We start from the raw sequence: 14,668 nt of genomic DNA, 5'->3' as shown, positions 1-14,668 counted from the left end.
CACAGCAAAATAGTTGGAGTATAATTAAGTATGGGTTCACATCGAATGGAGCGAGTTAATGAGGTGATGCGGCGTGAATTGGCGATGATTATTCCTAAAGTTGTGCCGATGCAGAAAATTTTACTCACGATAACGGGTGTAGAGGTGAAGTCCGATTTAAAAAGTGCCGATGTTTTCCTAAGTTTTTTGGGTGGCACAGTTAAGGAGCAAGAAGCGGCGTTTGATGCGATTAATCAAAAGCGTGGCGAAATTCAGCATTTAGTTTCGCGTCGAGTGACGATGAAATTTACGCCCGCATTGCATTTTAAAGTAGACCACTCTGTAGAGCGAGGCACTCGACTTCTTCAAATTTTGGATGAGTTAGAAGGTTCCGCAGAAAATTCTTAAGGAAAATCTGATGACAGAGCTTTGGGTGGACTTAAAATTTCGTTTAGTAGGATGGCTTGTTGGATCTGTTTTCTATCACTTAAAACTTGTTTAAGTTTTTGATGAAGAGCATTGGAAGGCAAATTTTCCAAAATAGGGCGTGGTGTTATTTTTCCTTCTTTAATTTTTGTAATCAAAACGGGTTGAGGAGTAGATGGTAAGAAAGATTTAACTTTAGCAACTCGAGGTGACGGAGTTGGAATTTTTTTAGTTTCAACTCTTGGTGGTGGAAGAGAGGGCGATTTTTGGATTGGGGGAGGGGTTAATTCATGAGGCGGAATACCCAAAGCTTCTAAAAGATCGTTAACAGGTTGAGGTAATTTTTTTTCTAAAGTTCTTGGACGTGAAGGAGACGATGTTATTTTGCGATGCAAGCTTTTTTCTTTTTGTTTTTTTTGTTCCCGCAGTTTTGTCCAAATTTGGCTAAGGGCGATAATTAAAAAAACAAGAAATGTGAGGAGCTGATCAAAAGGAAAACGGTCCATGTCTATTGGTGTTTGGGATTGCTATTTCCTTTATTGTCAGGTTGAGCAATGGAACTGCGCATTTGAGTGTCGGCCTGAATATTTTTGATGCGTTGATAATCTAGAATTCCGAGGTTGCCATTGCGAAAAGCTTCCGCCATGGCTTGGGGCACTAACGCTTCTGCTTCTACCACTTTGGCTTTCATTTCCTGAATGCGAGCCACCATTTCTTGTTCCAAGGCAACAGCGGCAGCGCGTCGCACCTCGGCCTTGGCTTGAGCCACTTGCTTATCAGCTTCGGCTTGTTCAGTTTGAAGTTTAGCACCCACGTTTTCACCGATGTCGACATCAGCAATATCAATAGATAGGATTTCGAAAGCGGTGCCAGAATCCAATCCTTTTTCCAAAACAGTTTTAGAAATACGATCGGGATTTTCTAAAACAATTTTATAGCTTTCTGAAGAACCAATTGAGGTAACAATGCCTTCACCAACTCGCGCGATGATTGTTTCTTCGGTTGCTCCGCCAACAAAACGGTCGAGATTTGTGCGTACGGTAACACGCGCTTTGGCTTTGACTGCGATTCCGTCTTTGGCCACACCATCGATGGTTTGTTTGCCACTGCTTGCAGCAGGGCAATCGATGACTTTAGGATTCACGCTGGTTTGGACGGCTTCAATCACGCTTTTGTTGGTGCCTTTGACAGCGAGATCAATGGCGCAGGCGCGGTCAAATTCTAAGGTGATGCCGGCTTTTTTTGCAGCGATGAGCGCAGCGACTACGAATAAAACGTTGCCACCAGCGAGATAATGGGCTTCGAGTTCGTCACTTTCGATATCGATACCGGCTTTTACTGCTGTAATGCGAGCGTCAACGATCATAGCTAAAGGCACGCGTCGAAGGCGCATGCCAATTAAATTTGCGATGGTGACAGGTGCTTTGGCAAGGATAGCGCGAATCCAAACGCCAAAGAAGTTGAGTAAAATAACAACAAAAACAATGGCGATGACAGCTAAGACGGCAAAGCCAATAAAAAGCGCAATGCTAGAAATTTGGAGGAGGGGAAAAAAGTGATTAATCATGAGCGGTTTCCTTTTCGATATTTCTTACAATTATGCGGTTCCTTTCCATTTCCACAACTTTTAATTTTGCTCCTGATTCAATCCAGCGACCTTCTGTGACCACGTCGTAACGCTTTCCTTGAATGAGCGCAGTGCCTGAAGGGCGCAGTGAGGTGAGCGCCACACCTTCAGCGCCCTTTAAATCGGAAGCAAATTCTGCAGGGCTGGTGCCTTGAATGGAGCGGTCTAAAATTAATTTGCGGCCCATAGCAAAGCGGGAAAAATTTTTCATCCAAAAAATGGTAAAGATTAATCCTCCAATAATCACTCCGGCTAATGTCCACGTGCCGGTTTGAACGCCGTAGCTCATATAGGTCATGACGACTGCTGTGATAAGACAAATGGCGCCGCAACATCCGATGATTAATCCTGGTAAGAACATTTCTAAAGCAATCAGCAGAAAGCCGGCTACAATGAGACTAATAATCCATTCCATAATCGGTGAGTGATAGTTCTAAGTATGCTAAACTTTTTCTACAATAATTTTGTTATCGGTAATTTCTACGATGCGAATAGTTTGGCGAGCTTCAATGAATTCGCCAGCGCTTGTTATCTCTTCAATGGTTTCACCAAATTGACCTTTTCCTGAAGGTTTCAGTGGGGTTAGCGCGATACCCGTTTCGCCGATTTGTCTCGAGGGCGAGATAAATGTGAAAGGAGTTTGTGTGCCGGAAGCGGTTTCTAGAGTCAAGCGTTTGAAGAGTGGAGACGCCGGTAAGAATCGTGCCAAGAGACCGATGACAATGATTCCGCCAATAAGTGCGATAGAAAAATTGAGTAACGGAGTTTGAAGTTGTGTGATGGTAGGGATCATGGGATCGGCTGGATATTTATCCACCATCGCCAAAATCAAGGAAATCATGATAAACGCTACGCCCAAAACCCCGGGTAAAATAGTTCCTGGAAAAATGAGAATTTCTGTTAATAGTAAAATGACGCCTAAAATAAAAAGGATAAACGCTTCGTGACCGGATAATCCAGCGATATAATGGCCAAAGAAAAAGAGAAGAAGACAAATAGCTGCGAATAAACCAGGCAATCCCAAACCGGGGGTTTTCAATTCCACATAAACTCCTACGATGCCGATGAGTAATAAAATGGGAGAAATTTTTACAACCCAGCGTGCTAATATTTCGAAACCGGTTGCTTGGATTTCAATGCGCTCGGCATGTTCTGCTCCGATAGTTTTTAATAATTGTTCCAAAGAGTCCACAGTGCCTGCAGATAAGAGAGGGCGCGGTGGTTTGCCATATTTTTTTTCGGCTTCTTGGGCGGTTAAGGTTAAAATTTTACCCTTAGGCACAATTTCTTTGCCATCGACAGTAAGGCCTTGATCGCGATCTATCATGGCTTCAAAAACTTTTGTGTTATGCCCGTGACGTTCTGCCGTGGCGCGGACCAAAGCTCGCACTGCTGAAGTCATTTTTTCTTCAATGGATTTAGGCATTTCCTGGCCTGTGGACAAAATCGGGGTGGCTGCTCCAATGACGGAACCTGGCGTCATGTAAATGTGGCGAGTGGCAGCAGAGATAAAAGCTCCTGCTGAAAAAGCTTTTGTGTCGATGAGAGTGTAAGTTTGGTTCTGAGGTTCGAATCGGCTAAGGATATTAATAATTTCCGTGGTGGAATCGACACGACCTCCGTTGGTGTCCATGTGGAGAATGATTGCATCAGCTTTTTTTTCTTTCGCTTCTTTGATCGCGCGTCGAACAATATAAACTAAAGCCGGTTCAATATCTTCTTGTATGGGAATGATGGCTACTCGCTTAATTACGGAATTTGTAATAGGCACTTGAGCCGGAGAAAAATTCATTCCCAATAAAAGTAATAGAAGGGCGTATTTTAGCATTCAAAGTTTATGTAGCATTGGGTTGACTGTAGCGCAAGTCTCTGGCTTTTGGTAACGAAAAGCTGGCTTATTTTACTCGTACCAATCTGCAGATTGATTGAGTTGTTCTAAAATTTCAGGATCGCGAACATCTGCCCAAAAGGAAGTTAGCTCAAAACCTTTAATCTTTAAGCCATTTTGAGCCATATTATTTAAAGCATCGGTGAGTTCATATTCGCCGCGAGGCGATTTTTTGAGTTGGTCGATGTAATGAAAAATTTCCGATGTGAATCCGTAAAAGCCGGTATTGTACCAGGAAGAGGGGGTTGGCAAGGCTGATTTTTCTACAATTTTTTTCAGATAAAAATTTTCATCAAATACAACGGCTCCACCTTGACTGGTGTCAGACATTTTTTTTACTGTGATCAAGCCATCCTCCGTAAAGGCTTGAGCGCAATTGGCATATTCTTGCGGAGTGATAAGAATATCACCATAAGAAAGAAAAAAGCGATCTTTCCCGATCCATTCCTTTGCGTAATTAACTGCTCTGCCCGTGCCATCTTGCACGATTTGTTTGCCATAGGTGATGTTCCATCCTTGCGATTGGCCATTGCCAAAATAATTTTGAATGACGTCAGCGCGATATCCCACAAGAATGAAAAATTCGCGCACGCCCGCTTGAGAAGATAGGCCTTGTAGAATCCTTTCTAGAATCGGTTTACCCCTCACTGGAATCATGGGTTTGGGCAGCTCTTCAGTAAGATGTTTCATGCGAGTGCCTCGGCCTGCGGCTAAAATAACAGCTTTCATGGTTGAAAAAGGGATAAATAAAATTAATCTAAGCTATTCTTTCTGAGACTTAAGACGAAGAAAAGATTTTTTCTTGTTCCTTCTTCAAATCATTTGCATAGTGTGCGCTTTGAATTTTTGAAGGGTAGGTTCCGGAGTGGCCAAACGGGGCAGACTGTAAATCTGCTGGCTTTGCCTTCAGTGGTTCGAATCCACTCCTACCCAGTTTTATAATATTAATCACCACAAGGATAAGCGATCGTACTAAGCAAAGCGTTTTCGGCTTGGCGAGAATCCAATCGTGTATGTTGAACAACGATGGGGACGTTGGATTCGATGACGCTGGAAAAATCGGTGTCAAAGGGGATAGGTTCTGGATCAGAAAAATGATTGAATCGAATGTGTTTTGTGCGTCGCGCGGGAATTTCAAATTGGTAGGGGCCGACAGGCTCACGATCTGAGTAGTAAATGATAATTTTGATTAAAGCTTTTTTTTCAGAAGCATTTAAAATGCAGATGGCTTCATGACTCGTCATTTGTGGTGCTGGACCATGACTTGTTCCGGGAATGTAACCTTCCGCAATGGCCCAATATTTTTTGCCGATATTTTTTTTCATGATATTTTATTTTATTAGCGATGCCCAGCCCCCACCGATTTGATGTTTCATTTTTCCCTTAGGAAACGAAAAAATAATCACGAGCCCACCAATCATCATGCTATGAATCATAGCTGAAACTTGAGGATAATGGAGCAACCAAGGCGATAAGAGTAACCACACGCCAAATACTAAATTAATCCATCGCAAACTTCGCATGATTTGCCAGCAGGCCACGAGAGAAACAGTTGTGATTAAAGGGCCAATAATATGATCATTGGTTTGAGCCGGGTCCTCATAATTTAATAAGGCTGGGGCTATCATTAACCATAAACCCAGCAGAATATTAATGATTTGTGCCCACATAATTATTTCTGGACTCCCCAAAAGGTGCGCCAAAAGGAATAACCTCTTTTTTTGCTTTGTTTCAAATATTGTAAGCTGGCTAGCACTTCGTCCATGGCAGGACCGATCATCACAATAGAAATAACAGCCGATAAAAGACAAAGCGTGCACCAACTGTCATAAAGCACGGGTTGAAAGATCACGAGCATGACACTGACGAGACCGAGTGGGCCTACTGCCACACCAAAAATCAAAACCATCCAAGGTAGCGTGCGCCATCGACGAATCCCGCCTATTACACCACTGATGGCATCTAGCAAATAAGCAGCCATACCCAGCAAGGCATCAGGAATGGGAAGAAGATAAGAAGTTCGCGAAGTGAGAATAATTTCGCTGCCTCTACCAAAAAAAGGTTCCCAAACAGTTGGAATCCAATGATGCAATTGATAAAAAGTTAAATAAAGCGCTATACCAGTTCCGATTAGCGCGAGAATAATAAGAGGAACGCGCTGCAGCCAAGCCGAGGGATTGTAGTCCCAATCGGGAGGAATGCTGGGATCGTTCATAATGTTACTGTTGTATTATTTTATCATTTTATTCCATGTATCAAAATTCTCCTTAATGGGTCCTCGAGGAATTGTGAAAATGATAATAAGGATACCTATGATAATATCATTGATAGCACCCAGAGTCGTGTAGTGATCAAAAAGAAAAGGGGATCCTATTACCACAATTCCAAGCAACGCATTCAAAAATCTTCCTGTTCTCATTGTTTCTCCCATAGCGATTACAGAAAAAGTAACGATCAAAGCGCCCGCAAGATGGTCAACATCTGCAGCTATTTGAGAATTACCTATTAAAAAAGGAGTAAACATCAACCATAAACCTAAAGAGGTTGTTATCCATAAAGAGAGAGGAAACGACATTCCCCACAGAGAAGCTTGGTAAACTTCTCTAGGGTTTTCATAAAACTTTTCTAATTGTGGTGAGCGTTCATCTTTTTCTTTACTGCCTTGCAGGGTGCCGCCTTTCCAAAAAACTTTCCATAACGATTGACCTTCTTTTTTGGATTTTCTCATGAACTGCACCATGGCGATTACCTCATCCACTTCTAATGGAATCATGGGTAGCATAATTAGCGCGGCTACAATGCAAAAGGTGCACCAATGCCCAACTACAACCGGTTGCGAAATCACCAGAAAGATGTGAACTAGGCCCAAAGGAATAACCAAGATGCCAAACAGAGTCACCATCCACGGCATGGTGCGCCAGCGTGACGGTGAACCCATCCAGCCCATCAAAAATTCGAACGTATAAGCAAACGCACCAAATCCAGCATCAGAAATAAAAAGAGATTTTGACATGTTAGAATGCAATACCAGACGACTACTATCTCCGAAAAAAGGATCCCATACCTTATCGATATAGCCTAATTGAAACGCGGCGAGATAACGAGAAACGACAAGGCCTGCAAAACCTAAAGCGATTAAGAGAGAACGTTGCGCCCAAGAGGAAGGGTTATAAGACCAACCCGGTGGCACTTCAGAGCCCATTTCCATGTAGTGAATCATATTGGGCATTCCTGGGATTAAAATGGTAAGCGCAATCAGCATCATGCCGACAAAAGTTTCATTTAGATAAATCATGCTAGAAGGCGCCCAAAAAAGAAGTGGAGCTGCGCTTAACCAAATTCCAATGAAACAAATTGTCCATAACTCGACAGGGCGATTCGGTTTTAAGGAGCGAAGTCCGAGAATAATAATAAGCAAACCAGAGATGAGATCGCTCCATTTTAAAAGAGTTACCCTCGTCGTGATATCAAGCCATGGAATTCGATTCCCAGTGGGAGCGATTAAACCCCTACCATAATCAAAAGTTAATGGACTTAACACCATCCAAAAACCGAGAAGAATAATCACCCAGTAAACCCATTGCGTTTGGTGATGATGTCGCGTCAACATCATTATACGATGCTCTTCACTCATGGAATGGTTGTCATGATTATTCTTCATTTCATGTCGAGTGACACCACGCTCCGCCATATCCATTTTGGATTTATTAGAATCCTGTTTCATAAAATTATTTCGTTTGCTTTAGTTTTTTTAAGTAAGACAAGCCTAAAACTGTTCCTAATCCTAAAACGCTCAAAAAGATTTTTTTACGATGAAGATTAATCCAACTTGTCGGACTAAAAGATTGAGCACGATCATCGAAAACGCCATGTGCTCCATGATCGCCTGGAACCGGTCGATATAAATTATGCGGGCGACTAGGATCCTCTGAGCCATCGAATTGTTGGGAATCGTAACCATTTTTGGCTAGATAGTGGTCGAGCCAGCCAGGGAAAATTTTATTGCCAAAAACTGCTTTAATCGTGGGCAACCCAACCAAAATTTCTCTTCGCTTATGATGCGCCGCCCAAACAATCGCACGTGCCGCCACTTCAGGTTGGAAAATGGGTGGAACCGGTTGCGCTTTTCGAGGTAAACGACTTTTTACCCAACCAAATTGTGGTGTATTGAGCGCTGGCATATGCACCATTGTCACTCGCACTCGACTTTTGTCGTGGATCAATTCTGATCGTAGCGAATCCACAAATCCCTGTATTGCATGTTTGGAGGCGCAATAAGCCGATTGCAAAGGAATGCCACGATAAGCTAAGGCTGAGCCCACTTGAATAATGACCCCGTGATTACGCGATAACATGCGGTGAAGTGCTGCCAAAGTTCCATGCACAACTCCTAAATAAGTTACTTCCGTGACGCGTCGATATTCTTCCGCTTCCATTTCTTTAACAGGAGAAAAAACGGAAGTCATAGCGTTATTAATCCAAAGAGTAATGGGACCTAATTCCCTTTCTATTTTTTCGGCTGCTTGATTGACTTGTTCAAATGAAGCGACGTCGGTTAGACAAACAATTGCTTTGCCTCCCAGTTTTTCTGCCTCTTCACGCGCAGCCTCCAATCCATCCTTGCCGCGAGCGAGGAGCCCCAAACAAGCTCCTCGCTTGGCGAATTCTCGGACCGTGGCGCGTCCAACACCCGCGGAAGCGCCTGTTATAACAACGACTTCCTTTTGATGTGACGGATTCATGAGTCTTTATTGTTATTCTTCAGCTTGAATCACACCACAAGCCTGACGTGCACCCGAATTGCCCGAAGGTTGAGAAACAAAATCATCGCGATCGGCGTGAACGATGATTGATTTGCCCGCGATAGAATCGACTCCATTTAATGTGAGAAAAGAAAACACCCGATTCAATCGTGCATGGCCTCTGCTATCAGCAACAACATTTCCTAAATCACCCACATGATGCTCGGGATCGTCGGGGCTTCCGTGTTTTTTGTCTGTAGGATTGAAATGACCCCCTGCCGAGCTGGCGTCATGGGCGGAACAATCGCCTTTTTCATGAATATGAAAACCGTGTTCGCCTGGAGTTAAATTTTGAATATCGGCAACGACTTGGACACCATTGTCCATTTGCGTAAAACTAACGCTGCCGCTAACTTGATTGCCTTCGGTGGGAGACAGTGTGGCAGTAGCTTGGGTAATACGATTTGGAGAAGGATTATTCTCATTTTCTAAATGAGCAGGGGATTGTAAACGCGTGTTTTCCTCATAAACCTCTCGTTTCTTACATCCATTTAAACCCAAAACCAAGGTGAGACTTAATGCAGTTATGATAGTTATTATTTTCATATTATTCCTTTCTTTATTTTATTTATTTTTTCTCCAACGAATCAAAGAAAATCCTATTATCGCAGAGATTAAAGAAGCTACTAAAATTCCTATTTTAGCTTGTTGTAAAAGAGTTTCCTCAGAAAAAGCTAGATGAGTGATAAAAAGAGAGACAGTAAATCCGATGCCTCCCAAAAGGCTAATGCCCAAGGCGTGATTCCAGTTAACGTGTTTAGGAAGCTTGGCTATCTTAAAGTGAACTGTGATTCCCATAGCGCTGCTAATTCCGACAGTTTTACCAACGATAAAAGCCAAGAGTATTCCCCAGGTAATCGTGCTGGAAAAAGCTTGAATTATAAGATCAGTTGACAATTTTATTCCTGCATTGAGAAGGGCAAAAAGAGGAAGAATAACATAACTTACAGGAGGATGAAATAAACGTTCTAATCGTTCTAAAGGAGATTCCGTTTCTTTTGTTAATTCTTCTATTCGCCCTAAAATGAGATCTTTTTTTCCCTCATCATGATGGCGCAAAGCTTGGTCGAGTTGCGGCAACTGTTTCTTGATGCCTTGCTTTGATTTTGAAATTCTAAAAAAAGGTTTTGCTGGAGTAAAAAAACCTAAAATCACGCCAGAAATAATGGCATGCACTCCTGATTTTAAAATAGCGCCCCAAAAAAATAATCCTAAAAGAACATAAGTTAGTCCACTTCGCACTCCCATTTTTAATAAACCTAAAATGATTAATAAAAAAAATAAGGCGACCCCTATCGCTAACCAGGAAATGGTTTTCGTGTAAAAAAAGGCAATCACCAAAATCGCTCCAACGCTATCGACAATTGCATAGGCCAGAAGCAGAATTCTCAATGCTTGAGGGATGCGTTTGCTTAATAAGCTTATTATAGCCATGGCAAAAGCAATATCGGTTGGCATGGGAATTCCCCAGCCTCGCATGCCATCAGTTTGCCAATTTAAAGCGAGATAAATAACTGCGGGTAAAATCATGCCTCCGAGCGCGCCTACAATAGGCAAAATGGCTTGAGACAGTTTTGAGAGCTCACCTAAAACGAATTCTCTTTTGATTTCCAAAGCCACTACAAAAAAGAAAAGCGCCATGAATCCGTCATTAATCCAATATTTAAAATTTTCCGAAATAACAAAAGAGCCAACTTGAAAGACAATAGGAATTTTTTGCATTTCAAAGTAAGACGAGCTTACGGGCAAATTGGCCCAGAAAAGCGCGACGAGTGCCGCTAATAATAAAATAGCGCCGCTTATGGTTTCGTTTTGAATAAAATCATCAACCGGAAGTGCAATATTTTTAGCAAAAAAAGAGCGTTTAGCTTGAACCAAGCGTGCTCCTAAACTTCGTGAATGTTTTTTCATAAAGATCGCCCCGGTTGCGTTTGCTGGATTGCCATTTGAATAACTTCGGCCAAATGATAGGCTTGGCGATGAGCCAGTTGCTGAATTTGCTCGCGACAACTAAATCCGTTGGCAATAATGAGAAAATCGGGATCTGCTTGACGCACAGTGGGCAGCAGCACCCGTTCTCCGCATGCTTGGGATATTTCGAAATGTTTTTTTTCGAATCCAAAAGAGCCCGCCATGCCACAACACCCCGAATCTAGAAGAGTAAAGTCAAGCCCCAGACGTTTTAATATTTTTTCTTCATCAGTTAACTTGGTTAAGGCGTGATGATGACAGTGGCCTTGTACAATTGCCTTGCGCCTCAATAATGGGAAAGAAAAGGAGGCGGCTTTTTGCTCTAAAAATTCGCTTAGAAGAAAAACATTTTTTGAAAGGCGTTTTGCATTTTCATCCTGAGGAAATAAATTGCGAAGTTCATCCCTAAATACCGCTACACAACTTGGCTCTAAACCGATAATGGGTATTCCCTCCTCAATCTCTTGAGCTAAATTTTCTAAAATTTGCCGAAGAAGCATCTTGGCTAAATTTAGCATTCCAAAATCGTATAACGGTCGGCCACAACACAAGGTGCGTTTGGGCAAAGTGACTTGGTAACCCATATATTCCAAAACTTCTACTGCGGCTTTAGCGGTTTCGGGAAAAAAATAATTGTTAAAAGTGTCGGGCCAAAGAATCAATTTAGGTTTATTAAGATTAACCGATTTTCGTCGATAAAACCATTGTCGAAACGGTTCTTTAGCAAATTTGGGAAGTGTTCTTTGAGGAGCCAATCCTCCTAATTTTTTGAAAAAAAATTCAAAAGGTTGAGTGTGGGTAAAGAAATTAACAAGGGTCGGTAATTTTGACGCTAATCGTGCCCACCAATAAATCAGACCCATGGCATAAGCCGATAAGGGACGTAGTCGCCCTTGATAATAATGCGAAAAAAACTCGGCTTTATAAGTGGCCATATCCACTTGCACAGGGCATTCAGACTTGCATCCTTTGCATGCCAAACATAAATCCAAAGCTTCTTTCACTGCGGGATCGCGCCATTTCTTTTTCCCAATCACTTTTCCCTGAAGCATTTCAAAAAGCAATCGCGCCCGACCTCGCGTGGAATGCTTTTCTTCTCGCGTCACCATATAACTGGGACACATGATGCCTTGATCCGTTTTTCGACATTTGCCAACGCCCACGCATCGTTCCATGGCATAAGAAAAACTTCCTTTGTCCTCAGGATATTGAAAATGAGTTGACCATTGTGGTGGATCATAAGTTTGGCCGTAACGCAGATCTTCATCACGAGAAAAAGGTTCCACAACTTTATGAGGATTCATTTTTCCTTCAGGGTCCCAAATGGTTTTAAATTCGCGAAAAGCTTCGACCAATTCCCTGCCATACATTTTTCCTAAAAGTTCGCCGCGCGATTGTCCGTCGCCATGTTCCCCAGATAATGAGCCTCCGTAATACACCACCAAATCAGCGGCTTCGTTAGTAAAAGAAAGATAATTTTTAATTCCTTGATGAGATTTTAATCCGAAATTAATGCGCGTATGCAAAACGCCTTGTCCGAAATGGCCGTATAAAACACCTTGATAATTGTATCGGTCTAAGAGTTTTTGAAAATCTCGCAAATAATCGCCCATCTTCTCGGGAGGAACTGCTGAATCCTCCCAACCTTCCCACGTGTCTGCTTCATCGGGAACACGAGCCGAAGCGCCTAATCCCGATTCCCGAATTTCCCAAACGTGTTCCTCATAAAAAGGGGCGTCATACCATTTTGTAGTAACCGACTTTTTTTTCTTTTGATAGTGATTGATCAATTGTTGCGCTTTTTGGTCGGCCTCTTCTTTGCTTGCACCTCCAAATTCTACCAGTAACCATCCTTTTCCCTCGGGCAATAAAGAAATATCTTGCGGGTGAAGCCCCTTTTTTTTCATGCCTTCAATGAGTTTTTCATCAACCCCTTCCAACCCCACGGGGTGAAACTCCAGCACTTCTTTTACTTGATCCGCTGCGGTAAAAACATCTGAAAAACCAAGAACCGCTAGCGAACGGATGGGGGGATTGTCGATCAATTGAACTTTAGCCTCGAGAACCGTGACACATGTGCCTTCTGTGCCAACAAGCGCTCGTGCCAGATGAAATCCTTTTTCGGGCAAAAGTTCGTCAAGATTATAACCTGAAACGCGACGAGGAATTTTTGGAAATTTTTCTCGAATTAGTTTTTCGTATTTATTTCTTAATTTAATAAGATCTTGATAAATTTTATTTTCGCGTCCCGAACCTTTAATCCAACTTTCTAATTCAGCATCGCTTGTTTTTCCTACGCGACATTTTAAACCGTCGTAAGTTAAAATTTCTAATTCTAAAATATTGTCAGAAGTGCGCGCTCCAGTTCCCGCAAATGCGGCCATGACCGAGTGAATTCCGCAAGAGTTATTGCCTATCATTCCGCCCAGAGTGCAATAGTGATGGGTGGCAGGATCGGGTCCAAAGATCAAACCATGCTTTTGAAGAGCTTGATTTAAGATGTCCAAAACAATGCCGGGTTCTACTCGGGCATATTTTTTTTCAGGATTGATTTCAAGAATGCGATTGAAATATTTCGAAAAATCAATGATGACACTCACGTTGCAACATTGTCCTGCTAAACTAGTTCCCGCACCCCGAGAAGTAATTGGGACGTGATGCTCATAACAAATCGCTACGGTTTTAACGATGTCTTCCTTATTTTTGGGAATGACGACGCCTACTGGGGTTTGCCGATAGTTGGAGCTGTCTGTGGCATAAAGCGCCCGACTTCCGGCATCGAATCTAACTTCTCCCTCAATATTTTTTTTGAGTTGTTTCGCTAATGCGTCGGCATCGATAGTGGGGTATGTTTTCATGATGAAATTGCATATTGAATCGCGTCAGTATGTTTAAATGTTAAACCCAATCCGGGTTGAGAAAGATCGGGGGTTAACGTGCCACCTACGGGATCGAGCACTCCATCAAATAACATATGTTCAATGCGAGAGTGATCGTGAAAATATTCAATGTGTTGAATCTGGGGTAAAGCACATCCTAAGTGCACGTGCAAAGAGGGAGCGCAATGGCAGGAAAGGGGAGAATGATAAGCTTCGCAAAGCGCGTTAATTTTTAAAAAACCTGTAATGCCTAAGCAACGAGTCACATCGGCCATCACGACATCAACCGCTTGAGATTCGAGAAGTTGCCGAAAATATGATAATTCATAGCCGTATTCTCCTTCTGCAATTTCAATTTCAGGTACTTGATCGCGCAACCAACGCATTCCAGAAAAGTTGTCATGCGATAAGGGTTGTTCCATCCAAGAAATATCATAGTTCGAAAAAATGCGCAAAAAATGTAATGCCTCTTTTTGCTGATAAGCGTTATTGGCATCGACGAATAATCGCGGTTTGGGTCCGATCACATGACGCGCCGTGGCCACGCGTTCTTTATCCTTTTCCGGATAGCGTCCCACTTTCATTTTAACGCAAGAGATGCCTTGCGCAATCCAGCAAGAAAGCTGTTGTTCGAGTTGTTTCAGCGAATAGGAAGTGAATCCACCGCTGCCATAAATAGAAATATTTTTTCGAATTTGTCCTAAAAGATGAACAAGTGGCAGATTCAACAATTTAGCTTTTAAATCCCACAGCGCAATGTCGATGGCGGATATTGCCATAGCGCTGATGCCTTTCGTTCCATCATTTCTGACTTGCCTAATTAAGGAACACCAAATCGCAGGAATTTCATTCACATCTTGATCTATCACCAATGAAATGAGATGGTCTTGAATGACTTTAGCCGTAGCAACATTGCCATAGGTATAGCCCAAACCCCTTTCCCCGCCTGCTGTGATAGTAACTAAAATTAGGGTTGTGGCGTTCCATTTTAAAGTTCCATCTGATTCCGGAAAATCCGTGGGAATTTGGTAAGCGGCCACTTCAACTTTTTCGATGGAAGTTGCAACAACAAGATTGGGTAAAAGTGTCATGGCTG

15 protein-coding genes and 1 tRNA gene are annotated in these 14,668 nt (G+C 42.5%); 2 read left to right on the top strand and 14 right to left on the bottom strand.

What is annotated here, in order from left to right; translation table 11 throughout:
* Positions 1–30 precede the first annotated feature (30 nt).
* Positions 31–387, top strand: a complete 357-nt coding sequence (gene rbfA, locus K1X66_09360; GenBank protein ID MBX7158577.1) for a 30S ribosome-binding factor RbfA — start codon at positions 31–33, stop codon at positions 385–387.
* Here the strand turns inward: rbfA and K1X66_09355 are convergent.
* The 5 genes from K1X66_09355 to K1X66_09335 form a co-directional block, all read right to left on the bottom strand.
* Positions 384–911: a hypothetical protein gene (locus K1X66_09355; GenBank protein MBX7158576.1), complete on the bottom strand. Its 528-nt coding sequence runs from the start codon at positions 909–911 to the stop codon at positions 384–386. The genes rbfA and K1X66_09355 overlap by 4 nt on opposite strands.
* Before the next feature lie 2 nt (positions 912–913).
* On the bottom strand, positions 914–1,972 hold the full coding sequence (gene floA, locus K1X66_09350; GenBank protein ID MBX7158575.1) for a flotillin-like protein FloA: 1,059 nt from the start codon (positions 1,970–1,972) through the stop codon (positions 914–916).
* A complete protein-coding gene (locus tag K1X66_09345; protein MBX7158574.1) occupies positions 1,965–2,447 on the bottom strand; it encodes a hypothetical protein in 483 nt (160 codons plus the stop codon). Before K1X66_09345 ends, floA begins: the two co-directional genes overlap by 8 nt.
* Positions 2,448–2,474: 27 nt before the next feature.
* The gene (locus K1X66_09340) at positions 2,475–3,824 is read right to left on the bottom strand and encodes an ATP-dependent Clp protease proteolytic subunit (GenBank protein ID MBX7158573.1); all 1,350 of its coding nucleotides are present in this window, start codon (positions 3,822–3,824) and stop codon (positions 2,475–2,477) included.
* A gap of 108 nt (positions 3,825–3,932) precedes the next feature.
* Entirely contained in the window at positions 3,933–4,649 is a 717-nt protein-coding gene (locus K1X66_09335; GenBank protein ID MBX7158572.1) for an NTP transferase domain-containing protein, read from the bottom strand.
* A 122-nt stretch (positions 4,650–4,771) separates the two neighbouring features.
* Between K1X66_09335 and K1X66_09330 the strand changes: the two genes are divergently transcribed.
* Positions 4,772–4,853, top strand: a tRNA-Tyr gene (locus K1X66_09330).
* A gap of 11 nt (positions 4,854–4,864) precedes the next feature.
* Here K1X66_09330 and K1X66_09325 read toward each other — a convergent pair.
* Genes K1X66_09325 through K1X66_09285 form a run of 9 tightly spaced genes read right to left on the bottom strand, consistent with a single transcriptional unit; the run spans position 4,865 to position 14,663 of the window.
* Complete coding sequence (locus K1X66_09325) at positions 4,865–5,245, bottom strand: sensory rhodopsin transducer (GenBank protein ID MBX7158571.1); 381 nt, start codon at positions 5,243–5,245, stop codon at positions 4,865–4,867.
* Positions 5,246–5,251: 6 nt separating this feature from the next.
* Complete coding sequence (locus K1X66_09320; GenBank protein MBX7158570.1) at positions 5,252–5,590, bottom strand: SPW repeat protein; 339 nt, start codon at positions 5,588–5,590, stop codon at positions 5,252–5,254.
* 2 nt (positions 5,591–5,592) lie between these two features.
* The gene (locus tag K1X66_09315) at positions 5,593–6,135 is read right to left on the bottom strand and encodes a vitamin K epoxide reductase family protein (protein MBX7158569.1); all 543 of its coding nucleotides are present in this window, start codon (positions 6,133–6,135) and stop codon (positions 5,593–5,595) included.
* Between the two features lie 15 nt (positions 6,136–6,150).
* Positions 6,151–7,617, bottom strand: coding sequence for a vitamin K epoxide reductase family protein (locus K1X66_09310; GenBank protein ID MBX7158568.1), 1,467 nt, complete (start codon positions 7,615–7,617; stop codon positions 6,151–6,153).
* A gap of 31 nt (positions 7,618–7,648) precedes the next feature.
* Positions 7,649–8,662, bottom strand: a complete 1,014-nt coding sequence (locus K1X66_09305; GenBank protein ID MBX7158567.1) for an SDR family oxidoreductase — start codon at positions 8,660–8,662, stop codon at positions 7,649–7,651.
* Positions 8,663–8,674: 12 nt separating this feature from the next.
* The gene (locus K1X66_09300; GenBank protein MBX7158566.1) at positions 8,675–9,268 is read right to left on the bottom strand and encodes a superoxide dismutase family protein; all 594 of its coding nucleotides are present in this window, start codon (positions 9,266–9,268) and stop codon (positions 8,675–8,677) included.
* 18 nt (positions 9,269–9,286) lie between these two features.
* Positions 9,287–10,633, bottom strand: a complete 1,347-nt coding sequence (gene nhaA, locus K1X66_09295; GenBank protein ID MBX7158565.1) for a Na+/H+ antiporter NhaA — start codon at positions 10,631–10,633, stop codon at positions 9,287–9,289.
* Positions 10,630–13,551, bottom strand: a complete 2,922-nt coding sequence (locus K1X66_09290) for an FAD-binding oxidoreductase (protein ID MBX7158564.1) — start codon at positions 13,549–13,551, stop codon at positions 10,630–10,632. Before K1X66_09290 ends, nhaA begins: the two co-directional genes overlap by 4 nt.
* Positions 13,548–14,663: a mandelate racemase gene (locus K1X66_09285; GenBank protein MBX7158563.1), complete on the bottom strand. Its 1,116-nt coding sequence runs from the start codon at positions 14,661–14,663 to the stop codon at positions 13,548–13,550. The genes K1X66_09290 and K1X66_09285 overlap by 4 nt, the downstream gene beginning before the upstream one ends.
* Positions 14,664–14,668 lie beyond the last annotated feature (5 nt).

The sequence above is a fragment of the Verrucomicrobiia bacterium genome, from assembly GCA_019694135.1.
In the GTDB taxonomy this organism is placed as follows: Bacteria; Verrucomicrobiota; Verrucomicrobiia; order JADLBR01; family JAIBCM01; genus JAIBCM01.
This window is presented reverse-complemented; position numbering and strand designations above follow the sequence as displayed.